Source organism: Priestia sp. YIM B13551 (assembly GCF_042787905.1).
Taxonomy (GTDB): Bacteria; Bacillota; Bacilli; order Bacillales; family Bacillaceae_H; genus Priestia.
In genome coordinates, this window is the sequence record NZ_JBHZOX010000002.1 from 1,121,131 (window position 1) to 1,139,842 (window position 18,712).

The 18,712-nt window shown below is 39.7% G+C and carries 18 protein-coding genes; all 18 read right to left on the reverse strand.

What is annotated here, in order from left to right; all coding sequences use genetic code 11:
• Positions 1 to 15: 15 nt before the first annotated feature.
• Positions 16 to 1,713: a proline--tRNA ligase gene (locus ACFX4N_RS15370; protein WP_013058842.1), complete on the reverse strand. Its 1,698-nt coding sequence runs from the start codon at positions 1,711 to 1,713 to the stop codon at positions 16 to 18.
• Positions 1,714 to 1,818: 105 nt separating this feature from the next.
• Positions 1,819 to 3,078 (reverse strand): RIP metalloprotease RseP, encoded by a 1,260-nt coding sequence (gene rseP, locus ACFX4N_RS15375; RefSeq protein WP_025750292.1) that lies wholly within the window; start codon positions 3,076 to 3,078, stop codon positions 1,819 to 1,821.
• 78 nt (positions 3,079 to 3,156) lie between these two features.
• A complete protein-coding gene (dxr, locus tag ACFX4N_RS15380) occupies positions 3,157 to 4,305 on the reverse strand; it encodes a 1-deoxy-D-xylulose-5-phosphate reductoisomerase (protein WP_013058844.1) in 1,149 nt (382 codons plus the stop codon).
• 35 nt (positions 4,306 to 4,340) lie between these two features.
• On the reverse strand, positions 4,341 to 5,132 hold the full coding sequence (locus ACFX4N_RS15385) for a phosphatidate cytidylyltransferase (protein WP_029320614.1): 792 nt from the start codon (positions 5,130 to 5,132) through the stop codon (positions 4,341 to 4,343).
• Between the two features lie 18 nt (positions 5,133 to 5,150).
• Positions 5,151 to 5,933 carry an undecaprenyl pyrophosphate synthase gene (locus ACFX4N_RS15390; protein ID WP_028410833.1) on the reverse strand — a complete coding sequence of 261 codons (783 nt, stop codon included), beginning with the start codon at positions 5,931 to 5,933 and terminating at the stop codon, positions 5,151 to 5,153.
• A gap of 134 nt (positions 5,934 to 6,067) precedes the next feature.
• Entirely contained in the window at positions 6,068 to 6,625 is a 558-nt protein-coding gene (frr, locus tag ACFX4N_RS15395) for a ribosome recycling factor (protein WP_013058847.1), read from the reverse strand.
• 2 nt (positions 6,626 to 6,627) lie between these two features.
• Entirely contained in the window at positions 6,628 to 7,350 is a 723-nt protein-coding gene (gene pyrH, locus ACFX4N_RS15400; RefSeq protein WP_013058848.1) for a UMP kinase, read from the reverse strand.
• A gap of 76 nt (positions 7,351 to 7,426) precedes the next feature.
• Positions 7,427 to 8,308 carry a translation elongation factor Ts gene (tsf, locus tag ACFX4N_RS15405; protein WP_013058849.1) on the reverse strand — a complete coding sequence of 294 codons (882 nt, stop codon included), beginning with the start codon at positions 8,306 to 8,308 and terminating at the stop codon, positions 7,427 to 7,429.
• A 107-nt stretch (positions 8,309 to 8,415) separates the two neighbouring features.
• Positions 8,416 to 9,135: a 30S ribosomal protein S2 gene (rpsB, locus tag ACFX4N_RS15410; protein WP_013058850.1), complete on the reverse strand. Its 720-nt coding sequence runs from the start codon at positions 9,133 to 9,135 to the stop codon at positions 8,416 to 8,418.
• Positions 9,136 to 9,293: 158 nt separating this feature from the next.
• Positions 9,294 to 9,821, reverse strand: coding sequence for a hypothetical protein (locus ACFX4N_RS15415; protein ID WP_013058851.1), 528 nt, complete (start codon positions 9,819 to 9,821; stop codon positions 9,294 to 9,296).
• Positions 9,822 to 9,836: 15 nt separating this feature from the next.
• Positions 9,837 to 10,598 (reverse strand): FliA/WhiG family RNA polymerase sigma factor, encoded by a 762-nt coding sequence (locus ACFX4N_RS15420; RefSeq protein ID WP_025750299.1) that lies wholly within the window; start codon positions 10,596 to 10,598, stop codon positions 9,837 to 9,839.
• 49 nt (positions 10,599 to 10,647) lie between these two features.
• Positions 10,648 to 11,142, reverse strand: a complete 495-nt coding sequence (locus ACFX4N_RS15425; protein WP_057273940.1) for a chemotaxis protein CheD — start codon at positions 11,140 to 11,142, stop codon at positions 10,648 to 10,650.
• A gap of 50 nt (positions 11,143 to 11,192) precedes the next feature.
• Positions 11,193 to 11,621, reverse strand: a complete 429-nt coding sequence (locus ACFX4N_RS15430) for a chemotaxis protein CheW (RefSeq protein WP_013058854.1) — start codon at positions 11,619 to 11,621, stop codon at positions 11,193 to 11,195.
• Positions 11,622 to 11,651: 30 nt separating this feature from the next.
• Entirely contained in the window at positions 11,652 to 13,631 is a 1,980-nt protein-coding gene (locus ACFX4N_RS15435) for a chemotaxis protein CheW (protein WP_377261751.1), read from the reverse strand.
• Between the two features lie 14 nt (positions 13,632 to 13,645).
• Complete coding sequence (locus ACFX4N_RS15440) at positions 13,646 to 14,689, reverse strand: protein-glutamate methylesterase/protein-glutamine glutaminase (protein WP_057273942.1); 1,044 nt, start codon at positions 14,687 to 14,689, stop codon at positions 13,646 to 13,648.
• Between the two features lie 9 nt (positions 14,690 to 14,698).
• Entirely contained in the window at positions 14,699 to 15,568 is an 870-nt protein-coding gene (locus ACFX4N_RS15445) for a MinD/ParA family protein (RefSeq protein ID WP_013058857.1), read from the reverse strand.
• Positions 15,561 to 16,658 (reverse strand): flagellar biosynthesis GTPase FlhF, encoded by a 1,098-nt coding sequence (flhF, locus tag ACFX4N_RS15450; protein ID WP_057273943.1) that lies wholly within the window; start codon positions 16,656 to 16,658, stop codon positions 15,561 to 15,563. The genes ACFX4N_RS15445 and flhF overlap by 8 nt, the downstream gene beginning before the upstream one ends.
• The gene (gene flhA / locus ACFX4N_RS15455; protein WP_192100041.1) at positions 16,658 to 18,694 is read right to left on the reverse strand and encodes a flagellar biosynthesis protein FlhA; all 2,037 of its coding nucleotides are present in this window, start codon (positions 18,692 to 18,694) and stop codon (positions 16,658 to 16,660) included. Before flhA ends, flhF begins: the two co-directional genes overlap by 1 nt.
• Positions 18,695 to 18,712 lie beyond the last annotated feature (18 nt).

Sequence of the window (18,712 nt, forward strand, 5' to 3'; positions counted from 1 at the left end):
ATCCCCGCTGCTTCATTACTTCGCTAGCAGTTCTTTCACTGTTGAAACTAGATTGTCAACTGACACTTCTAATGACTCCCCAGTTTTGCGTACTTTTACTTCTACAATCCCTTCAGATGCACGTTTACCAACTGTTACTCGAACAGGAAGACCAATTAAATCTGAATCTGCAAATTTTACTCCTGCACGCTCTTGGCGGTCATCTAACAGCACTTCAAAGCGATTATCTAATAACTCATTATATAATTTCTCACCTAGTTCACGCTGTTCATCATTTTTCACGTTAACTGGAATAACGTGCACTTGATAAGGCGTAACAGCTTCTGGCCATAGAAGACCGTTCTCATCATTAAATTGTTCTGCAATCGCAGCTACCGTACGAGAAACACCAATACCATAGCAGCCCATAATCATTGGCTGGTTGCGTCCGTTCTCATCTAGATACGTTGCTCCCATCGCTTCACTGTAGCGAGTTCCTAGCTTAAAGACGTGTCCGACTTCAATACCTTTAGCGAACTTAATAACGCCTTGTCCATCCGGTGACTGATCCCCTTCTTGGATGAAGCGGAAATCTTCGTAAGTTGCATTAAAGTTACGTTCATTCACATTTGTGTAGTGATAACCTTCTTCATTTGCTCCGCATACACCGTTAGCAATTGCTTTTACAGCATGATCAGCTACCACTTCTACTGAATCACTTACTCCAATCGGTCCTACTGAACCAACTGCGCATTTTAATACTTCTTTTGTTTCTTCTGGAGTTGCCAGTTCAACAACGGAAGCTTCAAAATAGTTTTTCACTTTAATATCGTTTACTTCGTGATCCCCGCGAACAAGTACAAGCACAAAACGATCATCTACTTTAAATAAAAGGGACTTGATACAAGAAGTCGCTTCAACATTTAAGAAAGCAGCTACGTCTTCAATGCTATGCTGATTTGGTGTTTCTACCTTTGTTAATTCTTTTTCAGCTTCACCTGATTTTTCATACGTATTTACAACCGGTGCCATTTCAACATTTGCTGCATAAGAAGATGTATCTGAATAAGCAATTGTATCTTCCCCGATTTCAGAAAGAACCATAAATTCATGCGTATCTTTTCCGCCCATTGCACCTGAATCAGCGATAACCGCACGGAAATTTAATCCGCAGCGCTCAAAGATGCGGCTGTAGGCAGCAAACATTTTGTCATATACTTCATCTAAACTTTCTTGAGAAGCATGAAACGAATATGCATCTTTCATAATAAATTCACGACCGCGTAATAAGCCAAAGCGTGGACGTTTTTCATCGCGGAACTTCGTTTGAATTTGATATAAATTCAGCGGTAAACGTTTGTATGACTTCACTTCGTCACGAAGCAAGCTTGTGATAACTTCTTCGTGTGTTGCTCCCAAAGCAAATTCACGGCCGTGACGATCTTTCATACGCATTAACTCAGGTCCATATGAATACCAGCGGCCAGACTCTTGCCACAATTCAGCTTGTTGTAAAGCAGGCATTAATAATTCGACAGAACCTGCACGGTCCATCTCTTCACGAACAATTTGTTCAACTTTTTGCAATACGCGCTTACCAAGCGGTAAAAAGCTGTACACGCCGCTTGCATTTTGGCGCATATAACCTGCGCGCAATAGAAGCTGATGGCTTTTTATATCCGCATCAGCTGGCACTTCTCTTAATGTAGGAATCAATGTAGAACTTTGTCTCATAACCTCGCACCTCTTTGCTTACTTCTCTATCTTATTTTTTTTAGGCGGACCATGCCGCAATTTTCATATAATCAGCGAGGGAATATCCCTCGCTGAGCGTATGTCTTATAAAAAGAACTTTTGAATATCGTTCCACGTTACAACGAGCATCAGCAGCATTAATAAAGCAAAACCGATAAAATGAACAATGCCTTCTTTTTGACGATCAATTGGCTTACCGCGAATTCCTTCTACAGCGAAGAACAATAGTCGTCCTCCATCTAAAGCAGGAAGTGGAAGCAAATTGACAATCCCTAAGTTAATACTTAAAACGGCTGCCCATTTCATTAAATAATAAATGCCTGACTGTGCTACTTGATCGGTTGCTGCGTAAATACCTACAGGACCAGAAAGCATATCCAATTTGAACTGTCCTGTCACAAGCTTCCCTAGACCCGTTAAGATTTCTTTCATCCACGTATATGTTTCAGTAGCTCCGTGCGTGATCGAACCAATGAATGACTTTTCAACCGGTGCATATACGCCAATTAGTCCAATTGTCTGTTCCCCAACTTTGCGACTTTCAGGTGTAATCGGAATATCTAGCGTTTTGCCGCCGCGCTGAACCGTGAATGTAATTTGCTGTTCAGGATGTTTTTGAATTACTTTTACGACATCATCCCACGTTGAAACACTTTGTCCATCAATTGCTTGAACTTTATCTCCTTGTTTAAGTCCCGCATCAACGGCTACTCCATCTGATGTTAATTTGCCCATCACGGGTTTGTCAACAACATATCCTTGAGAAATCCCAAGAACGATAAAAATAACAAAGGCTAATATAAAGTTCATTAGCGGACCAGCGAAAATGGCTAGCGCACGCTGACCAAGAGTTTTGGAAGCAAACTGACGGCTGTAAGGTGCAATTTGAATTTCTTCTCCGTCCATAACGAAGTAAGATTCTTCTGCTACCTCGAATTTTTGCAGACGTTCATCTTCACCTTCTTCATAACCTGAAATAAATAGATTATGCTCTAAGTCTGCTTGCTCTACCTCAATAACTTTTGCATTTGGATGCTGTTCCTTGTTGTTAATAATGACTTTATTTACTTTGCCTTCCTTATCAAACATGAGGCCCACCATTTGACCAGGCTTAACTTCGATCATTTCTGGGTCTTCTCCAGCCATTCGAACAAATCCACCTAGAGGCAGCAATCGAATGGTATAAACTGTTTCATCTCGTTTAAATGAAAAGATTTTGGGACCAAACCCAATGGCAAACTCACGGCATAAGATGCCTGCACGCTTTGCAAAAACTAAATGACCAAGCTCATGAAAGAATACAAGAGCTCCAAAAATGACGACAAACGCAATGACTGTGTTCAATGGGTATTACCCCCTTCATGTAATAGAGTCAAACCTCCACCCACCAGAAATAAATGAGTGGCTTCTCTCGCACGCACATTATCGAGAGATGGCGGATCTAACAAACTCTCTTGCTTCTAAATCTACTTCTTTAATAGTAGATAAACAAGGTTTCTGTATTACAGTATGTTCATTCATTGCTTTTTCAATCACATCTTCAATTTGTAAAAATGTAATGTGACCATCTAGAAAGGCTTGAACAGCTTCTTCATTAGCTGCATTTAAAACAGTCGGAAGTGTTCCACCCGCTTTGCCAGCCTCAAATGCAAAAGCTAAACAGCGAAAACGCTCTTCATCCATTTTAGCGAAGTGAAGCTGGCCAATATCCGCCAAACTTAAACGCTTGGTATTGGGCAAAGACATGCGTTTTGGATACGTTAACGCGTATTGAATTGGCACGCGCATATCAGGCGTTCCAAGCTGAGCAATAACGCTTGTATCAGAATACTCTACCATAGAATGAATGATGCTTTCCTTATGTAACAATACATCAATTTTCTCATAGGGAAGATCAAAAAGCCAATGTGCTTCAATCACTTCTAGTCCCTTATTCATCATCGTTGCCGAATCAATTGTAATTTTAGCTCCCATTGACCAGTTTGGATGATTTAACGCATCTTCAACCGTTACTCCCTGTAGTTCTGCTCTCGTCTTATCTCGAAAGCTCCCTCCAGAAGCCGTTAAAATTAAACGGTCTATTGCTTTTTGATCTTGCCCTTGCAAACTTTGAAAAATAGCTGAGTGCTCACTGTCTACCGGTAAAATATCAGCGCCATATTCCTTGGCTGCTTCCATGACAAGGTGACCAGCGGTAACAAGTGTCTCCTTATTTGCAATAGCAATCGTTTTTCTCATTTTGATTGCTTCTAGCGTAGGAGTTAACCCTACACTTCCAAGAACAGCATTTACTAAAACTTCTGTGGACGGATGAGTTGCCACTTCCACAAGCCCTTCTTCTCCATAAACAAATCGAATAGAAGGGAATTCCGCTTGCAGTGACAGACAATCTTCTTTCTTCATCACAGAAACAAGGGCTGGCTTACACTGCTGAATAATCTTTCTTGCTTCATTAATATTTCGACCTACAGAGATTGCTGAGAGCTCAAAATGCTCCGGATGCGCTCGAACAATATCAACGGTTTGAGTACCAATTGAACCTGTAGCTCCTAACAAGGAAATTTTCTTCAAGTATATTCACTCCTATTAAAACAAAGACATCTTTTTTATAGAGATAATAAAAAAGCTAAAATTGGCATGATGAACATTAAACTGTCAAAACGGTCTAAAATCCCACCATGACCCGGTAAAATCTTTCCTGAATCTTTTACGCCATAGTGACGTTTGAACGCTGATTGTACAAGATCACCCATCTGTCCAAATAACGATACGATAATACCAATTACAAGTAGTTCGATCATAGTTTGATCAATATTTGCTAACAGCTTAAATACAATAGCTACTATAATAGCGCATACGACGCCACCAACAAAACCTTCAATTGTTTTATTGGGACTGATTTCCGGCCATAGCTTTCGTTTCCCCATTGCTCGTCCAATAAAATAAGCTCCGGAATCCGTCGCCCAAATAATAAGAAAAGCAAAGAACAAATAAGCTAACCCGAACTCTTGACGAACCTCGATAAAATAATGAAAGCCAAAGCCAACATATACTGTCGTTAACAAAATAAACCCAACGTCATCGAAGGTAAATTTATTTTTAACTATAACCGTGTACATTAATAAAAGAAGGACAGCAGCAAGCGCTACTTCTATCTTATGTTCACTTAAGAATTGAAATGCAACATCTCTTCCATTTGGTAGTAAAAACACCCAGGTTAGCAATAAACTAATGATACTTGGAAAAGACATTGCTTTCAAATGTTTCATTTTTAAAAGCTCAATTACACCAACTGTTCCGATTACATACATGATAAGGGTAAAAGGTAACCCTCCAATTAAAACAATCGGCACAAATACCGCAAGTGCTACAATCGCGGTGATAATGCGCTGTTTCATCTTGTTTTCCACACCTTCTTATACACCACCAAAGCGACGACCGCGCTTTTGAAACGCCTCGACTGCTTCGATTAAATGATTTTCTTTAAAATCTGGCCATAATACTTCTGTAAACCAAAACTCTGTGTAAGCTAGCTGCCAAAGCATAAAATTACTTAAGCGAAGCTCACCGCTTGTACGAATAAGCAAATCCGGATCTGGAAGGCTTTTGCTCATTAAATAGGAAGAAAATAAATTTTCTGAAATAGAAGAGGAAGCTACTTTTCCCTGTTCTACATCTTCTACCAATGACTGAATAGCGCCCATGATTTCGTGACGGCTACCGTAATTGAGCGCGAAGTTTAAAATCAGCCCTGTGTTATGCTTTGTTTTTTCAATTGCGTTATCCACGGCTCGAATCGTATGGGCAGGGAGCTCACTTTTATCCCCCATAATACGAACTTGCACATTTTTTTCAATTAGCTCAGGCAGAAAGGTTGTTAAAAATTCCTCTGGCAGTTTCATTAAAAACTCGACTTCAGTTTTGGGGCGCTTCCAATTTTCAGTGGAAAATGCATATAAAGTTAATACTTTAACACCTAATTCATTGGCCAATCTGGTCACATGACGCACTACCTTCATTCCTTCATGATGGCCCATCATGCGAGGAAGAGCTCGTTTTTGCGCCCAACGACCGTTCCCATCCATAATAATTGCAATATGTTCAGGAACAGGGTGCTGTTTCACTTGATCTTTTCGTTCTGACAAAGACAGTGTATTTAAATCTTGACTTTTCTTCCATGCTTGAAATTTTCTTAACATGCAAAGGTCCCCCGTTGTACGCTCTCACATAAACGTGTGGCTTATGTGAGTTTTTTCTTACTACACATTATTAACAAAAAAACCCCCTGTAAACAATAGAGGGTCTTTTACAATATATTTTACCTTGAAATGACTTAAACTGCCATAATTTCTTCTTCTTTATCTTTCGCCACTTTATCCACTTTTACGATATGGTCATCTGTTAGTTTTTGAATGTCATCACTGTAGCCGCGTAAATCGTCTTCAGTAATTTCACCTTTTTTCTCTAACTTTTTGAAATCATCGTTTGCATCACGGCGTACGTTACGAACCGCAACTTTTGCTTCTTCAGCATATTTTTTCACCATTTTCACTAACTCACGACGACGTTCTTCCGTTAAAGCAGGAATCGATAAACGGATAATAGTTCCATCGCTTGTAGGTGTTAACCCTAAGTCAGATTTTAAAATAGCTTTTTCAACTTCACCAATTTGTGATTTGTCATAAGGCTGAATAACAAGCATACGAGCTTCAGGCACGCTTACTTGCGCCAATTGGTTAATTGGTGTTGGTGCACCGTAGTATTCTACCGTTACGCGGTCAAGAAGTGACGCGCTTGCACGTCCAGCACGAATTGATGCTAGTTCGCGGCTAAATGATTGAATTGCTTTTTCCATTCTTTCTTTTGCGTTTTGCAACACTTGTTTTGGCATGTTTATTTCCCCTTTACAATTGTTCCAATGTTTTCGCCTGTAACGGCACGTTTAATATTGCCTTCTTCCGTAATTGAAAAAACAATTAGCGGAATATCATTGTCCATACATAATGAAGAAGCTGTAGAATCCATAACAGCTAGTCCATCTTTTAAAACATCAATATACGTTAATGTTTCGTATTTTACAGCATCAGGTACAAGCTTAGGATCTGCATTATAAACGCCATCTACGTTGTTTTTAGCCATTAAGATCACGTCAGCTTCGATTTCAGCTGCACGCAAAGCTGCTGTTGTATCTGTAGAGAAATAAGGGTTTCCTGTACCCGCGGCGAAAATAACAACGCGTTTTTTCTCAAGATGACGAACAGCTTTTCTTCTAATATAAGGCTCTGCTACTTGTCTCATCTCGATAGAAGTCTGAACTCGTGTTTGCACACCAATGTTCTCTAAGCTATCTTGAAGAGCCAAAGAGTTCATTACTGTTGCTAGCATTCCCATATAATCAGCAGCGGCACGATCCATACCCATTTCACTGCCAATTTTACCACGCCAAATGTTTCCACCACCAACGACTACAGCAATTTCCACACCTAATTCATAAACGGCTTTTACTTGTTCAGCAACAGATTTGATGATGGATGGGTTAATACCAAAACCCTCTTCACCAGCTAATGCTTCTCCACTTAACTTTAATACGATACGATTATATTTTGCTTGACTCATGCTTACCTCCATCGTTAACGGTGAGATCTCTTTTGTAAAAAAGGGAACACACAGTGTTCCCTATACGGTCAAACCCTTACTTTTTAACTTGGTTCATTACTTCTTCAGCGAAGTTGTCTTGACGCTTCTCAATACCTTCTCCTACTTCAAAACGAACGAAGCTTTCAACAGTAGCGCCTTTGCTCTCAACGAACTGACGTACTTTTTGATCAGGATTTTTAACAAATGTTTGATCTAGTAAGCAAATATCTTCGAAGAATTTGCCAAGGCGACCTTCAACCATTTTTGCAACGATTTTTTCTGGTTTGCCTTCGTTTAATGCTTGTTGAGTTAATACTTCGCGCTCACGCTCAGTTTCTTCAGCAGAAACTTGGTCACGAGAGATGTATTTAGGGTTGATTGCAGCGATGTGCATAGCAACGTCTTTTGCAACAGCTTCTTCAGTTGTACCAGATAATACTGTTAACACACCGATACGTCCGCCAGCATGTAGGTAAGCACCGAATGCATCAGCATCAGTTTTTGTTGCTACAGCGAAACGACGTAGAGATAATTTTTCTCCGATTGTAGCGATTGCAGAGTTGATGTGTTCTTCAACAGTTGCACCGTTTTCCATTTTTTGAGTAGCAGCTTCAGCAGCGTCAGCTGGTTTGTTAGCTAAGATGTGAGCAGCTAATTCTTTTGTTAATTTTTGGAAACCTTCGTTTTTCGCAACGAAATCAGTTTCAGAGTTAACTTCTAGGATAACAGCTTCGTTACCTTGAGTTTCGATGTAAGTTAGACCTTCAGCAGCAATACGGTCTGATTTTTTAGCAGCTTTTGCAATACCTTTTTCACGTAAGAAATCGATTGCTTGCTCCATATCACCGTTAGTTTCAGTTAACGCTTTTTTACAATCCATCATACCAGCGCCAGTTTTTTCACGTAGTTCTTTTACCATTTGAGCAGTAATTGCCATAATGTGTAGCCTCCTTGTTTGGGTATGTAATTAATGTATATAAATGGGTTAAATCTTTTCAAAAAAAGGTGATAAAAGGCTATTCCCTCTTATCACCTTTCACGGAATTAAGCAGTAGTTGTTTCAGTTTCAACTGCTGTTTCTTCACCTTGTTTAGCTTCTAGAATAGCATCAGCAACTTTAGAAGTTAAAAGTTTAACAGCACGAATTGCATCATCGTTTGCAGGGATTACATAATCAATTTCGTCTGGATCACAGTTAGTGTCTACGATACCAACGATTGGAATGTGTAATTTTTTAGCTTCCGCTACTGCAATACGCTCTTTACGAGGGTCAATGATGAATAATGCATCTGGAAGTTGTTTCATATCTTTAATGCCGCCTAAGAATTTTTCAAGACGCTCTAACTCTTTTTTAAGTTGAACTACTTCTTTCTTAGGTAGTACTTCGAAAGTACCGTCTTCTTGCATTTTTTCGATATCTTTTAAACGTTTGATACGTTTTTGGATAGTTGAGAAGTTAGTTAATGTACCACCTAACCAACGTTGGTTAACAAAGTACATACCAGCGCGAGCTGCTTCTTCTTTAACAGAATCTTGAGCTTGTTTTTTCGTACCTACGAATAAAACAGTACCGCCGTCTGCAGCTAATTCTTTAACGAATTTGTACGCTTCTTCTACTTTCTTAACTGTTTTTTGAAGATCGATAATGTAGATGCCGTTACGCTCAGTGAAGATATATTTCTTCATCTTTGGGTTCCAACGGCGAGTTTGGTGACCGAAATGTACACCAGCTTCTAGTAATTGTTTCATTGAAATTACTGACATGTGTTTTTCCTCCTAATGGTTTTAAGTCTCCTCCGCTCATTTCATCTTCAGCCGAAACTACAAAAAGTAGCACCATCAACCGAATCAACAAGCGTGTGTAATAACACCAAAAACAAATATAGCACACTCCTTTTTCACAAGCAAGCGTTTCATTAAGTTTATTGATGAAATTTCAATAATAATTCAATTTCAGTTTTCCCTCTGTGTAAATGTTTTGCAATTTCTTCGATTGTTAAACCTTTTCTTTTTAAATAAACAGAAAATTCTTTTATCTCTTCACTTGACAAATCTTGAATTTGGTCTGTAGTTAATTCGTCAAAAGATGTGTGTATATGCTTCTGATTTTCTTCTATAGAAAGAAGTTCATGTAGCGACTGGGAAGGCTCACTTTTTAGATCCACCCTTTGAACAGGCACGTCTTCTTCATCTACCAAAGGTGATTTTACGCTGCTTTTTTCCACTTCCGAAGAAAGCGAAGTGGAACGCTCTCGAAGCTGCCTTAAAAACTGCTCGTTTTGTTCCTGAAATTCAGCTAGATATGAACTCATCGCAGCTTCCATTTTATTTATATTTTGCTGGTGCAAGCGTTCAATCCTTTTCACTTTGGTCACTTGCATATATAAAAGAATAATGCAAAACAGTGATAGACCATGAATTAAAAAACTAACTGCGAGTAAAAACCCCATCTTTTTACCTCTTTGTTAAATTATTTTGCTTAAACTCGTACGCATTTTAAACAGCGCTTTCGAATGAATTTGAGAAATACGTGAAGTAGATAGCCCTAACAGCTGTGCGATTTCTGTGAAAGTCAACTCTTCTTTATAGAATAATGAAACAACGAGCTGCTCTTTTTCATTTAGCTGCTCGATAACTTCAGCAAGCTCTTGATATCGTTCGTCGTTAATTAGCTCCTCTTCAGGAGAGAGCGTTTTTTCATCTTTAATCGTATATTTTTGCTCTCCATCTTCATACTCTTTCGGCTGTTCTTCCATTGACAACACGTTAGCTAAGAAGCCTTCGTTCATCGTATGAACGACATCTGCTTCTGTCATGCCTACTTCTTTTGCAACCTCACTTGGTGCAACTCTGCGCAAGTATCTTTGTTCAAGTGCTTCTGTTGCTTGCTCAATCCTTTTCGTCTTTTCCCTTGCGCTTCTTGATAACCAATCTTCTTTACGAAGCCCGTCTATTATCGCCCCTCGAATTCGAAAAGACGCATATGTATCAAACTTTAAGTCTCTACCGTAATCAAACTTTTCCAAAGCATCGTAAAGGCCGATTAACCCTAAACTACGAAGCTCTTCTTTATGAATATTCTTTGGCAGCCCCACGCTAATCCGCTGAACGTGATAGTTAACAAGCGGCATGTACTTTTTAACAAGCATGTTTCCTGCATGTGAGTCTCTCGTCTCTATCCATTCCTGCCAAATTTTATGTTCTTCAACTTCTTGTATACTTTTCAAGGGTCTTTCAACTCCTTTTTATAGCGCTATTAAACGGTCAGAGCGCGCTTTATATCGTTTTTATCCCTTCGTTAATCGTACGAACCTTTAAAATAGCCGTTTGAGGATCAAATTCAATTGTGCGTCCGTTGTGTCCTCCTGTAGCTTTTGCTGCAATTTCTACATTGTTTCTATGCAGCTCTCTCTCTACTGCTTGAACATTTCGAAGGCCAATTCGCATGACATCATTTCTTGGTTCAAATTGAAACATCTGCGCGCCTCCTGCTATTTTTGCTTTTAACAATTTTCTATGTGCGCCTTGTTTAATCAACATATTTATCAAATCAAAAATGGCTGTATCTGCATATTTAGCTCTATTAAAAGGACATTTAGCCCCGCTTGAATCCGGAAGCATCACATGAGCGAGCCCAGCTACTGAGTGAATAGAGTCATAAACGACAACTCCTACACATGATCCTAATCCCGCTGTTCGAAGCACTGCGGGTGCATGTGTAACATTCATCTCGGCAATTCCTACCTTAATCACTTGTTTACCATCTCTCACGATTCTTCAACTCCTAGAACCTTCAGCGTGATATCCATTATTCGTTTGGCTCACTGGAGGTGGTCTTCTAAAGAGAGCACTTTAGGTAAATTTAGAAGAACAATTAAACGGCTATCTACTTTAACGACTCCGTTTAAGTATTCTACAGCTGTTCCTTCAACTGTTTCAGGCACTGAAGCAATCGTTTTTTCATCAATATCCACTACATCATTTGCTGCATCGACAATCAAACCTGCTTCTACATCATTAAGACGAACCATAATAATACGTGTCAGCTCATGGTTAAGCTGTTCTTGCAAGTTAAAACGAGTGCGCAAATCAATAATCGGTGTAATAACACCGCGAAGATTAATAACACCTTTTACATATTTTTTTACTCCAGGAACACGTGTTATGTGCTGAATCTTTTCAATCGACTGCACTTCTTCTACTGAGATTCCGTACTCCTCGTCTCCCAATTGAAACACAATAATTTTCATGCCTTTCTCCCTTTCTTTTTACAGCATTTGTTATTTAATCAAAGCGTTGCAATCAATGATAAGTGCTACTTGTCCATCGCCTAAAATCGTGGCTCCTGAAATAGCAAACACATCCGGCAGATAATGACCTAAAGATTTTAAAACAATTTCCTGCTGACCGATAAAAGAATCAACAATTAGCCCGGCGGTCTTTTCTCCTTTTTTCACGATGACTACTGAATAATGATCGCCTTGTACTGAGTTAGGCACAGTGAATAGTTCTTTTAAATCAATAAGAGGAATAATGGCTCCTCGAAAGTCAATAACCTTTTGACCGTGTACATGCATGACCTCTTTCGGCTGAACAATAGCTGTTTCAATAATCGAAGAAAGCGGCAAGGCATAGCGCTCTTCACTCATTTGCACGAGTAAAGCAGAAATGATAGACAGAGTGAGCGGCAGTTGAATAGAAAAACGCGAACCGTATCCTTCGTTAGAATCGATCGTTACAGAACCCCCTAGCGATTCAATCGTGTTTTTCACGACATCTAAACCTACTCCTCGTCCGGAAACATCTGAAATTTGCTCAGCCGTCGAAAAGCCCGAAGCGAAAATGAGCTCGTACACTTGTTTATCCGTCAGCGTTTCGGCTGTTTTCTCATCAATAATTCCTCGATCTAACGCTTTTTGCAATACCTTTTCACGATTGATGCCCGCCCCGTCATCTTCTAAATCAATAAAGACATGATTTCCGCTATGATAAGCTTTAAGGCGAATCGTTCCCTTTTCATTCTTTCCGTTCTCTAAGCGTGCTTGAGGTATTTCAATTCCGTGGTCAACGGCATTTCTTAATAAGTGAACAAGCGGATCTCCAATTTCATCAATGACAGTCCGGTCCAGCTCTGTATCAGCTCCGACAATTTGAAGTTCAATTTGTTTCCCTAAATCTTTTGAAAGCTGTCTCACCATACGGGGAAAACGATTAAAAACGGTTTCTACAGGCACCATACGCATATTTAAAATAATCGTTTGCAAATCTCCAGAAATACGAGACATCCGCTCTACCGTTTCGTCTAATTCGCTATTATTCAATTCTTTTGATATTTGTTCTAACCTGCCTCTATCAATAACTAGTTCTTCAAACAAGTTCATGAGACTGTCCAAACGGTCAATATTAACTCGAATCGTCTTGTTATTTGAGAGCTGTCTTTTCTCTTCAACAGGCGATTTAGAAGGTGCTGACACAGTAACTTCCTGTATGGCTGCTGCTACTTCTGGTGAAACAAGCTCCTCCATTTTTGTCTCCTTTTTTACGGGGACCGCAGCAATTTTCACACTTTCTACTTCAGAAACTTCCATAATGCTCGCCTGCAGCTTTTCTTGCGATTCGTTTGTTACTAATATAACGATAAAAGATGATTCAAATTTTTCTTGTTCGATATCTTGAACAGTTGGCGCTGACTTAATGACGTCTCCCGCTTGCTCTAACACATCAAATACCATATAAGCGCGTGCAGCTTTTAATAAGCAGGTGCGTTCAAGCTGTACGGTTATTTCAAACGCGTTAAACCCTTGGTCTGCTGTTTGGCTGAGCAGCGTTTGTACTAATTCATCGTACTCAATGGAAGAAGCTGCATGCTGTGCTACGGGTTCCTCTGCTACAATACGCTGCAGCTTTTGAACAAGCAATTTGACATCAAGCTGACCATCGCCGCCTTCAGAAATAGATTGAACCATTATTTCTAGCGCATCGACTGATTCAAACAAAGCATCAAGAACTTCCGTATGAACGTCGAGTTGGTGATTTCGAACAGCATCTAACACGTTTTCCATTTTGTGAGTTAATTGTGCTAAATCATCAAATCCCATTGTTGCAGACATACCTTTTAACGTATGAGCAGACCGAAAAATTTCGTTTACATAGCCAAGATCATCGGTATTTTTTTCAAAACGCATTAGCTGGTCATTAACGTTTTGAAGATGTTCCCTGCTTTCTTCAATAAACACTTCTAGATATTGATTCATATCCATCGTAACTTCCCCTCCTATTTCTGTGCGTAGCGAGAAATAAAGCTTCCAACGTTTCTCAGCGGTTCAATATAATCAACAAGTTTTGTAGAAACGGCTGATTTGGGCATCCCATAAATGACAGCAGTTTCCTCAGATTCAGCTAGTACAAGCACATCTTTATTTTTCTTTAACTCAATCACGCCTTCCGTTCCATCCGCCCCCATTCCCGTCAACACAATGGCAAGCGTTTGATAACCTGAAATTTTACTAATCGACTGAAACAAACGATCCACTGAGGGGCGATGTCCCTTTACAGGTGAAGAAGTATCTAAACAAATGCTGAGCTGTCCTTTTTTCTCTACAACCGTCATATGAAAACCTCCAGGCGCAATATACGCACATCCTGAGCGAACGATTTCATTGTCTTTTGCTTCTTTCACTTCAATATCAGACAGCTGATTTAATCTAGCTGCTAATGATTTTGTAAAATTTGGCGGCATATGCTGCACAATAAAAATAGGTGCGTTTATGTCTTTTGAAACAGTTGATAATACTTCTTGCAGCGCACGCGGTCCTCCAGTAGAAGTGCCAATACAAATCATTTTGTTCACTTTCGTCCCCATCGGGAGGTTATATACACTGCTGTTTTGCGCGTGCTGATGACTGCTTGAAGATATGTTGGCTTTACTAGCAAGCAATAGTTTAGAGATAAGCTCATCTTTCACTTTATGTAAGTCCAGCGAAATAGCTCCCGAAGGTTTAGCAACAAAATCAACTGCGCCGTACTGCATAGCGGTCAGCGTATTTTCAGCACCTTCTATTGTTGTACTCGATAACATGACAACAGGAAGGGGCTTCACGCGCATGAGCCGTTTTAACATATCTAAGCCATTCATTTTGGGCATTTCAATATCAAGTGTCACAATGTCTGGCGACAGCTCGAGCGCTTTTTTCAACCCTTCTTCACCATTACGTGCGGTACCCACAACGTGAAAACGACTGTCACATGCTAAAAAATCGCCGATTAGCTTTCGCATAAATGCAGAATCATCTACAATAAGCACCTTTATTTCATTCACTCTAATTTCCTACCTTTCAAGAAAAAATCGTTTAAGGCGCCGAATAAACATTCCTTGTGTGTTAGTGGCTGTCCTATCGTCTTGTGGAACAAGAATATTTACCATATCCACCAGTGATGTACTAGCTTTAGATTTTGGGTCTTGAAGCAAAAAAGGGATTTGACGATTAACTGCCTTTTGGACAGCTTGATCATCTGGGACAATACCTAATAGAGAAATAGATACGTTCAAAAACTGCTGAACAGCTCGATTAAATCGTTCATACGTCTGATTTCCTTCTTTTTCGGAAAGCGTTTTATTGATAATAAGACGAACCGGTGCTGATACAGAATAGGAAGCTGCTAGCTTAATAGCAGCGTAAGCATCTGTTATAGATGTAGGTTCTGGTGTTGTGACCACGATCATTTCATCTACAGCTTTTAAAAACTTAAGCACACTCTCTGACATGCCCGCTCCCATATCAAAAATCATATAATCATATTGATTTGTTAACGAATTCAATTCTTGTATTAAATGAGCAAGGTCTGATGGAGACCATTCAAATACAGAGGAAATTCCTGTTCCACCAGCCACATAAGCTAAATCTTGAGGACCTTTTTTAATAATTTGCTGGATGGAAAGCTTTTTTTCTAGCAAATCAACCATCGTATATGAAGCAGTTTGCCCAATCAAAATATCAATATTTCCCATCCCTATATCCATGTCAAAAAGAAGAACTCTTTGCTTTTGCTTCGTTAGCGCAAGAGATAAGTTTAATGATAGGTTCGACTTTCCAACTCCTCCTTTTCCGCTTAAGACGGCTAGTGTTTTACAATTCCTTAAAGAGTTTTGATGCTTCTTTAACACTTTTTCTCTTAAAACTGCTGCTTGATCATTCATCTTTCCAATCTCCAAACACATCGTCAATAAACTCTTTTATTTTAAATGCCGAAACATCTTCTGGTACATCCTGCCCGTTTGTTGTAAAAGCAGCTCGCTTGCCGTAATGATATAACATATTTAAAAGCGAGCCTTTGTGGGTTGTTTCATCTTGCTTCGTAAAAATCAAGTGATCAACAGGCAGACTAGCAAAACGTTCATATACAGCTTTCATATCTGATACTTTTGACGTTAGTGCTAAAACAAGAAACGTTTGCAAATCTTCTTGAAACGTAATAATTTTCTTTAAATCATTTACATATTGCTGTTCCAAAAAGTTACGGCCTGCTGTGTCAATAAAAATCACATCGTACGCTTCTGTTTCTAGCAAAGCTTTTTTAAAATCTGCTCCGTTATAACAAATCGTTAAAGGAGCATTCAAGATCGAAGCGTACGTCTTGAGCTGCTCAATCGCTGAAATTCTATACGTGTCAGTTGTAATAAATGCTATTTTTTGATTGTGTTCCAGGACACACTTTGCGGCCAATTTAGCAAGAGTTGTTGTTTTACCGACACCTGTTGGTCCTACTACACTTACATATTTTTTGAAAGGACCGCTCCATTCACTTGCTTTAAACTGATTGACAAACCAGCTCTTCGTCCACTCCATCAGTTGGTTTGAGTTAGGGCGATGTAAGTAGTAGTACTCTAGCATAGGAGCCTCTACGCTTTTTAAAATAGCTTCGTCTATTTCTTGCAAACGCAAATAGGCAAGCACATCCTCCACTGCTTTTGGATATGAACCTGAAGAAACCTTTGGCATTTGATTCATTTGTGAGACAAGAGTATTTAACTCACTGAGCTGCTGCTTCATAAAAGATTGATTATCTTCCATACTGGGTTCTGGCGGCGATGAGTTCTTCTTTACGCTCAGCTTTTCTACGGAATCGACAGCTGCCAATACTTCTATTTTTGCCTTAGTAAATAAGCCAAGAAATCCTCCTGTTCGAATTTGTTTTGAATGTAAAATAACCGCTTCTTCACCTAAATCTGAACGAATGGCTTTCATAGCTTGCGGCATAGATGCTACTACGTATTTTTTTACTTTCATCAGATATCCACCACTCCAACACTTTGAACTTCAACATTTGTTTCTAGCTCGTTATATGATAAAACCGCCATATGGGGAAAATACCGCTCAGTGATTTGACGCACGTACATCCTCACCGCAGGAGAACATAACACAATTGGAGACTGTTCTTGAAAAGAAAGTGTTTCTGTTTGCTTGGCTATACTTTCTACGATAGCTTGTGAAACGTTAGGGTCTAGTGATAAATAATTCCCATGCTCCGTTTGTTGAACAGCTTCCGCCATCGTTTTTTCAACTTTTCCTGAAAGGGTAAGAACTCGAAGCAGACCTTCTTGGACCGTGTATTGACTGGTAATTTGTCTTGCGAGACCTTGCCGGACATATTCAGTCAACAAATCAGTGTCTGACGTCATTTTTCCGTAGTCGGCCAGCACCTCAAAAATAATAGGTAAATTTCGAATTGAGACGCTTTCTTTTAAAAGTTTTGCCAGCACTCGTTGAATGTCTCCAACAGAAAGCGGATTAGGCGTTACTTCTTCAATTAAAATAGGATACGTTTCTTTTGTGTGATCGATTAGCTGTTTTGTCTCCTGTCTTCCAATCAGCTCATGCGCATACGATTTTATAACTTCTGTTATGTGCGTAGACACAACCGACGGTGGGTCAACAACGGTATATCCGAACATCTCAGCCTGCTCCTTCACCGACTCGCTAATCCATTTTGCAGGCATTTTAAAAGCTGGTTCTAACGTGTCAATTCCTTCAATCAAATCATCATCCATTCCTGGACTGATTGCTAAATAATGATTAAGCAGCAGCTCTCCTCTTGCCACTTCATTGCCCTTTATTTTAAGACAGTATTCGTTTGGCTGAAGCTGGATGTTATCCCTGATGCGAACAACTGGAATGACTAATCCTAGCTCAAGTGCCAGCTGGCGCCTAATCATGACAATTCGATCTAGCAAATCGCCTCCTTGATTCGTATCAGCAAGCGGAATTAATGCATAACCAAATTCAAATTCAATCGGATCAACGCTTAATAAATTGACAACACTCTCTGGACTTTTCATTTCATTGTCTTCCAGTTCTTCTTCAGTAGGCGCCATTTCCTCACGAACTGCCTGATTCTTAGCCCGGGACAAATAATAGCCTCCCACTCCTAATAAAATGGCAATAGGCATTGTAATGACATCATTAATTGGCGTAATCAAACCAAGAGCCGCAATCGTTCCTCCAGTGACATAAAGCATAATGGGAAAAGCAAACAGCTGCCGTGTAATATCTTCGCTTAAATTGCCTGTTGAAGCAGCTCTGGTGACGATAATTCCTGTCGCTGTTGAAATCATGAGGGCTGGAATTTGACTCACTAACCCATCTCCTACCGTTAACAGAGTAAAGGTCTGGGATGCTTCTGTGATGGACATTCCCATTTGCAGCATGCCGATAATAATTCCAAACAAGATATTAATAAGAGTAATGACAATCCCTGCAATGGCATCACCTTTAACGAATTTACTAGCTCCATCCATTGCTCCATAAAAATCTGCTTCACGCTGAATTTTTTCACGGCGGTCAATCGCTTGTTTTTCTGAAATCATACCTGCATTTAAATCTGCATCAATACTCATTTGTTTACCAGGCATCGCATCCAAGGTAAAACGTGCGGCTACTTCAGAAACACGCTCCGCTCCTTTTGTAATAACGATAAACTGAATGATAATTAAAATAATGAAGACAACAAAGCCCACTAACGGGTTTCCTCCAATAACGAAGTGTCCAAATGTTTCAACCACTCCGCCTGCTTCTCCTGTTCCTAAAATTGAACGTGTCGTCGATACGTTCAAGCCTAATCGAAACAGCGTAAGAACCAGCAGCAAAGACGGAAACACCGATAGCTCTAAAGGTTCTTTCATATTCATGGAAACGAGCAGTACAAGCAGTGCAAGAGAAATGTTAATCATGATTAAAATACTTAATAACCATGAAGGCAACGGGATCACAAGCATGACGATAATGAGTACAACACCTATAACAACTGGCAGTTCTCTTGCAGACATTAATTTTTCTCTCCTTAC

Coding starts and splice junctions, on each gene's coding strand:
- ACFX4N_RS15370 (WP_013058842.1), bottom strand. CDS start 1,713: ATGAGACAAAGTTCTACATTGATTCCTACATTAAGAGAAGTGCCAGCT.
- ACFX4N_RS15385 (WP_029320614.1), bottom strand. CDS start 5,132: ATGAAACAGCGCATTATCACCGCGATTGTAGCACTTGCGGTATTTGTG.
- ACFX4N_RS15390 (WP_028410833.1), bottom strand. CDS start 5,933: ATGTTAAGAAAATTTCAAGCATGGAAGAAAAGTCAAGATTTAAATACA.
- frr (WP_013058847.1), bottom strand. CDS start 6,625: ATGCCAAAACAAGTGTTGCAAAACGCAAAAGAAAGAATGGAAAAAGCA.
- pyrH (WP_013058848.1), bottom strand. CDS start 7,350: ATGAGTCAAGCAAAATATAATCGTATCGTATTAAAGTTAAGTGGAGAA.
- tsf (WP_013058849.1), bottom strand. CDS start 8,308: ATGGCAATTACTGCTCAAATGGTAAAAGAACTACGTGAAAAAACTGGC.
- rpsB (WP_013058850.1), bottom strand. CDS start 9,135: ATGTCAGTAATTTCAATGAAACAATTACTAGAAGCTGGTGTACATTTC.
- ACFX4N_RS15415 (WP_013058851.1), bottom strand. CDS start 9,821: ATGGGGTTTTTACTCGCAGTTAGTTTTTTAATTCATGGTCTATCACTG.
- ACFX4N_RS15430 (WP_013058854.1), bottom strand. CDS start 11,621: ATGAAAATTATTGTGTTTCAATTGGGAGACGAGGAGTACGGAATCTCA.
- ACFX4N_RS15435 (WP_377261751.1), bottom strand. CDS start 13,631: ATGGATATGAATCAATATCTAGAAGTGTTTATTGAAGAAAGCAGGGAA.
- ACFX4N_RS15445 (WP_013058857.1), bottom strand. CDS start 15,568: ATGAATGATCAAGCAGCAGTTTTAAGAGAAAAAGTGTTAAAGAAGCAT.
- flhF (WP_057273943.1), bottom strand. CDS start 16,658: ATGAAAGTAAAAAAATACGTAGTAGCATCTATGCCGCAAGCTATGAAA.
- flhA (WP_192100041.1), bottom strand. CDS start 18,694: ATGTCTGCAAGAGAACTGCCAGTTGTTATAGGTGTTGTACTCATTATC.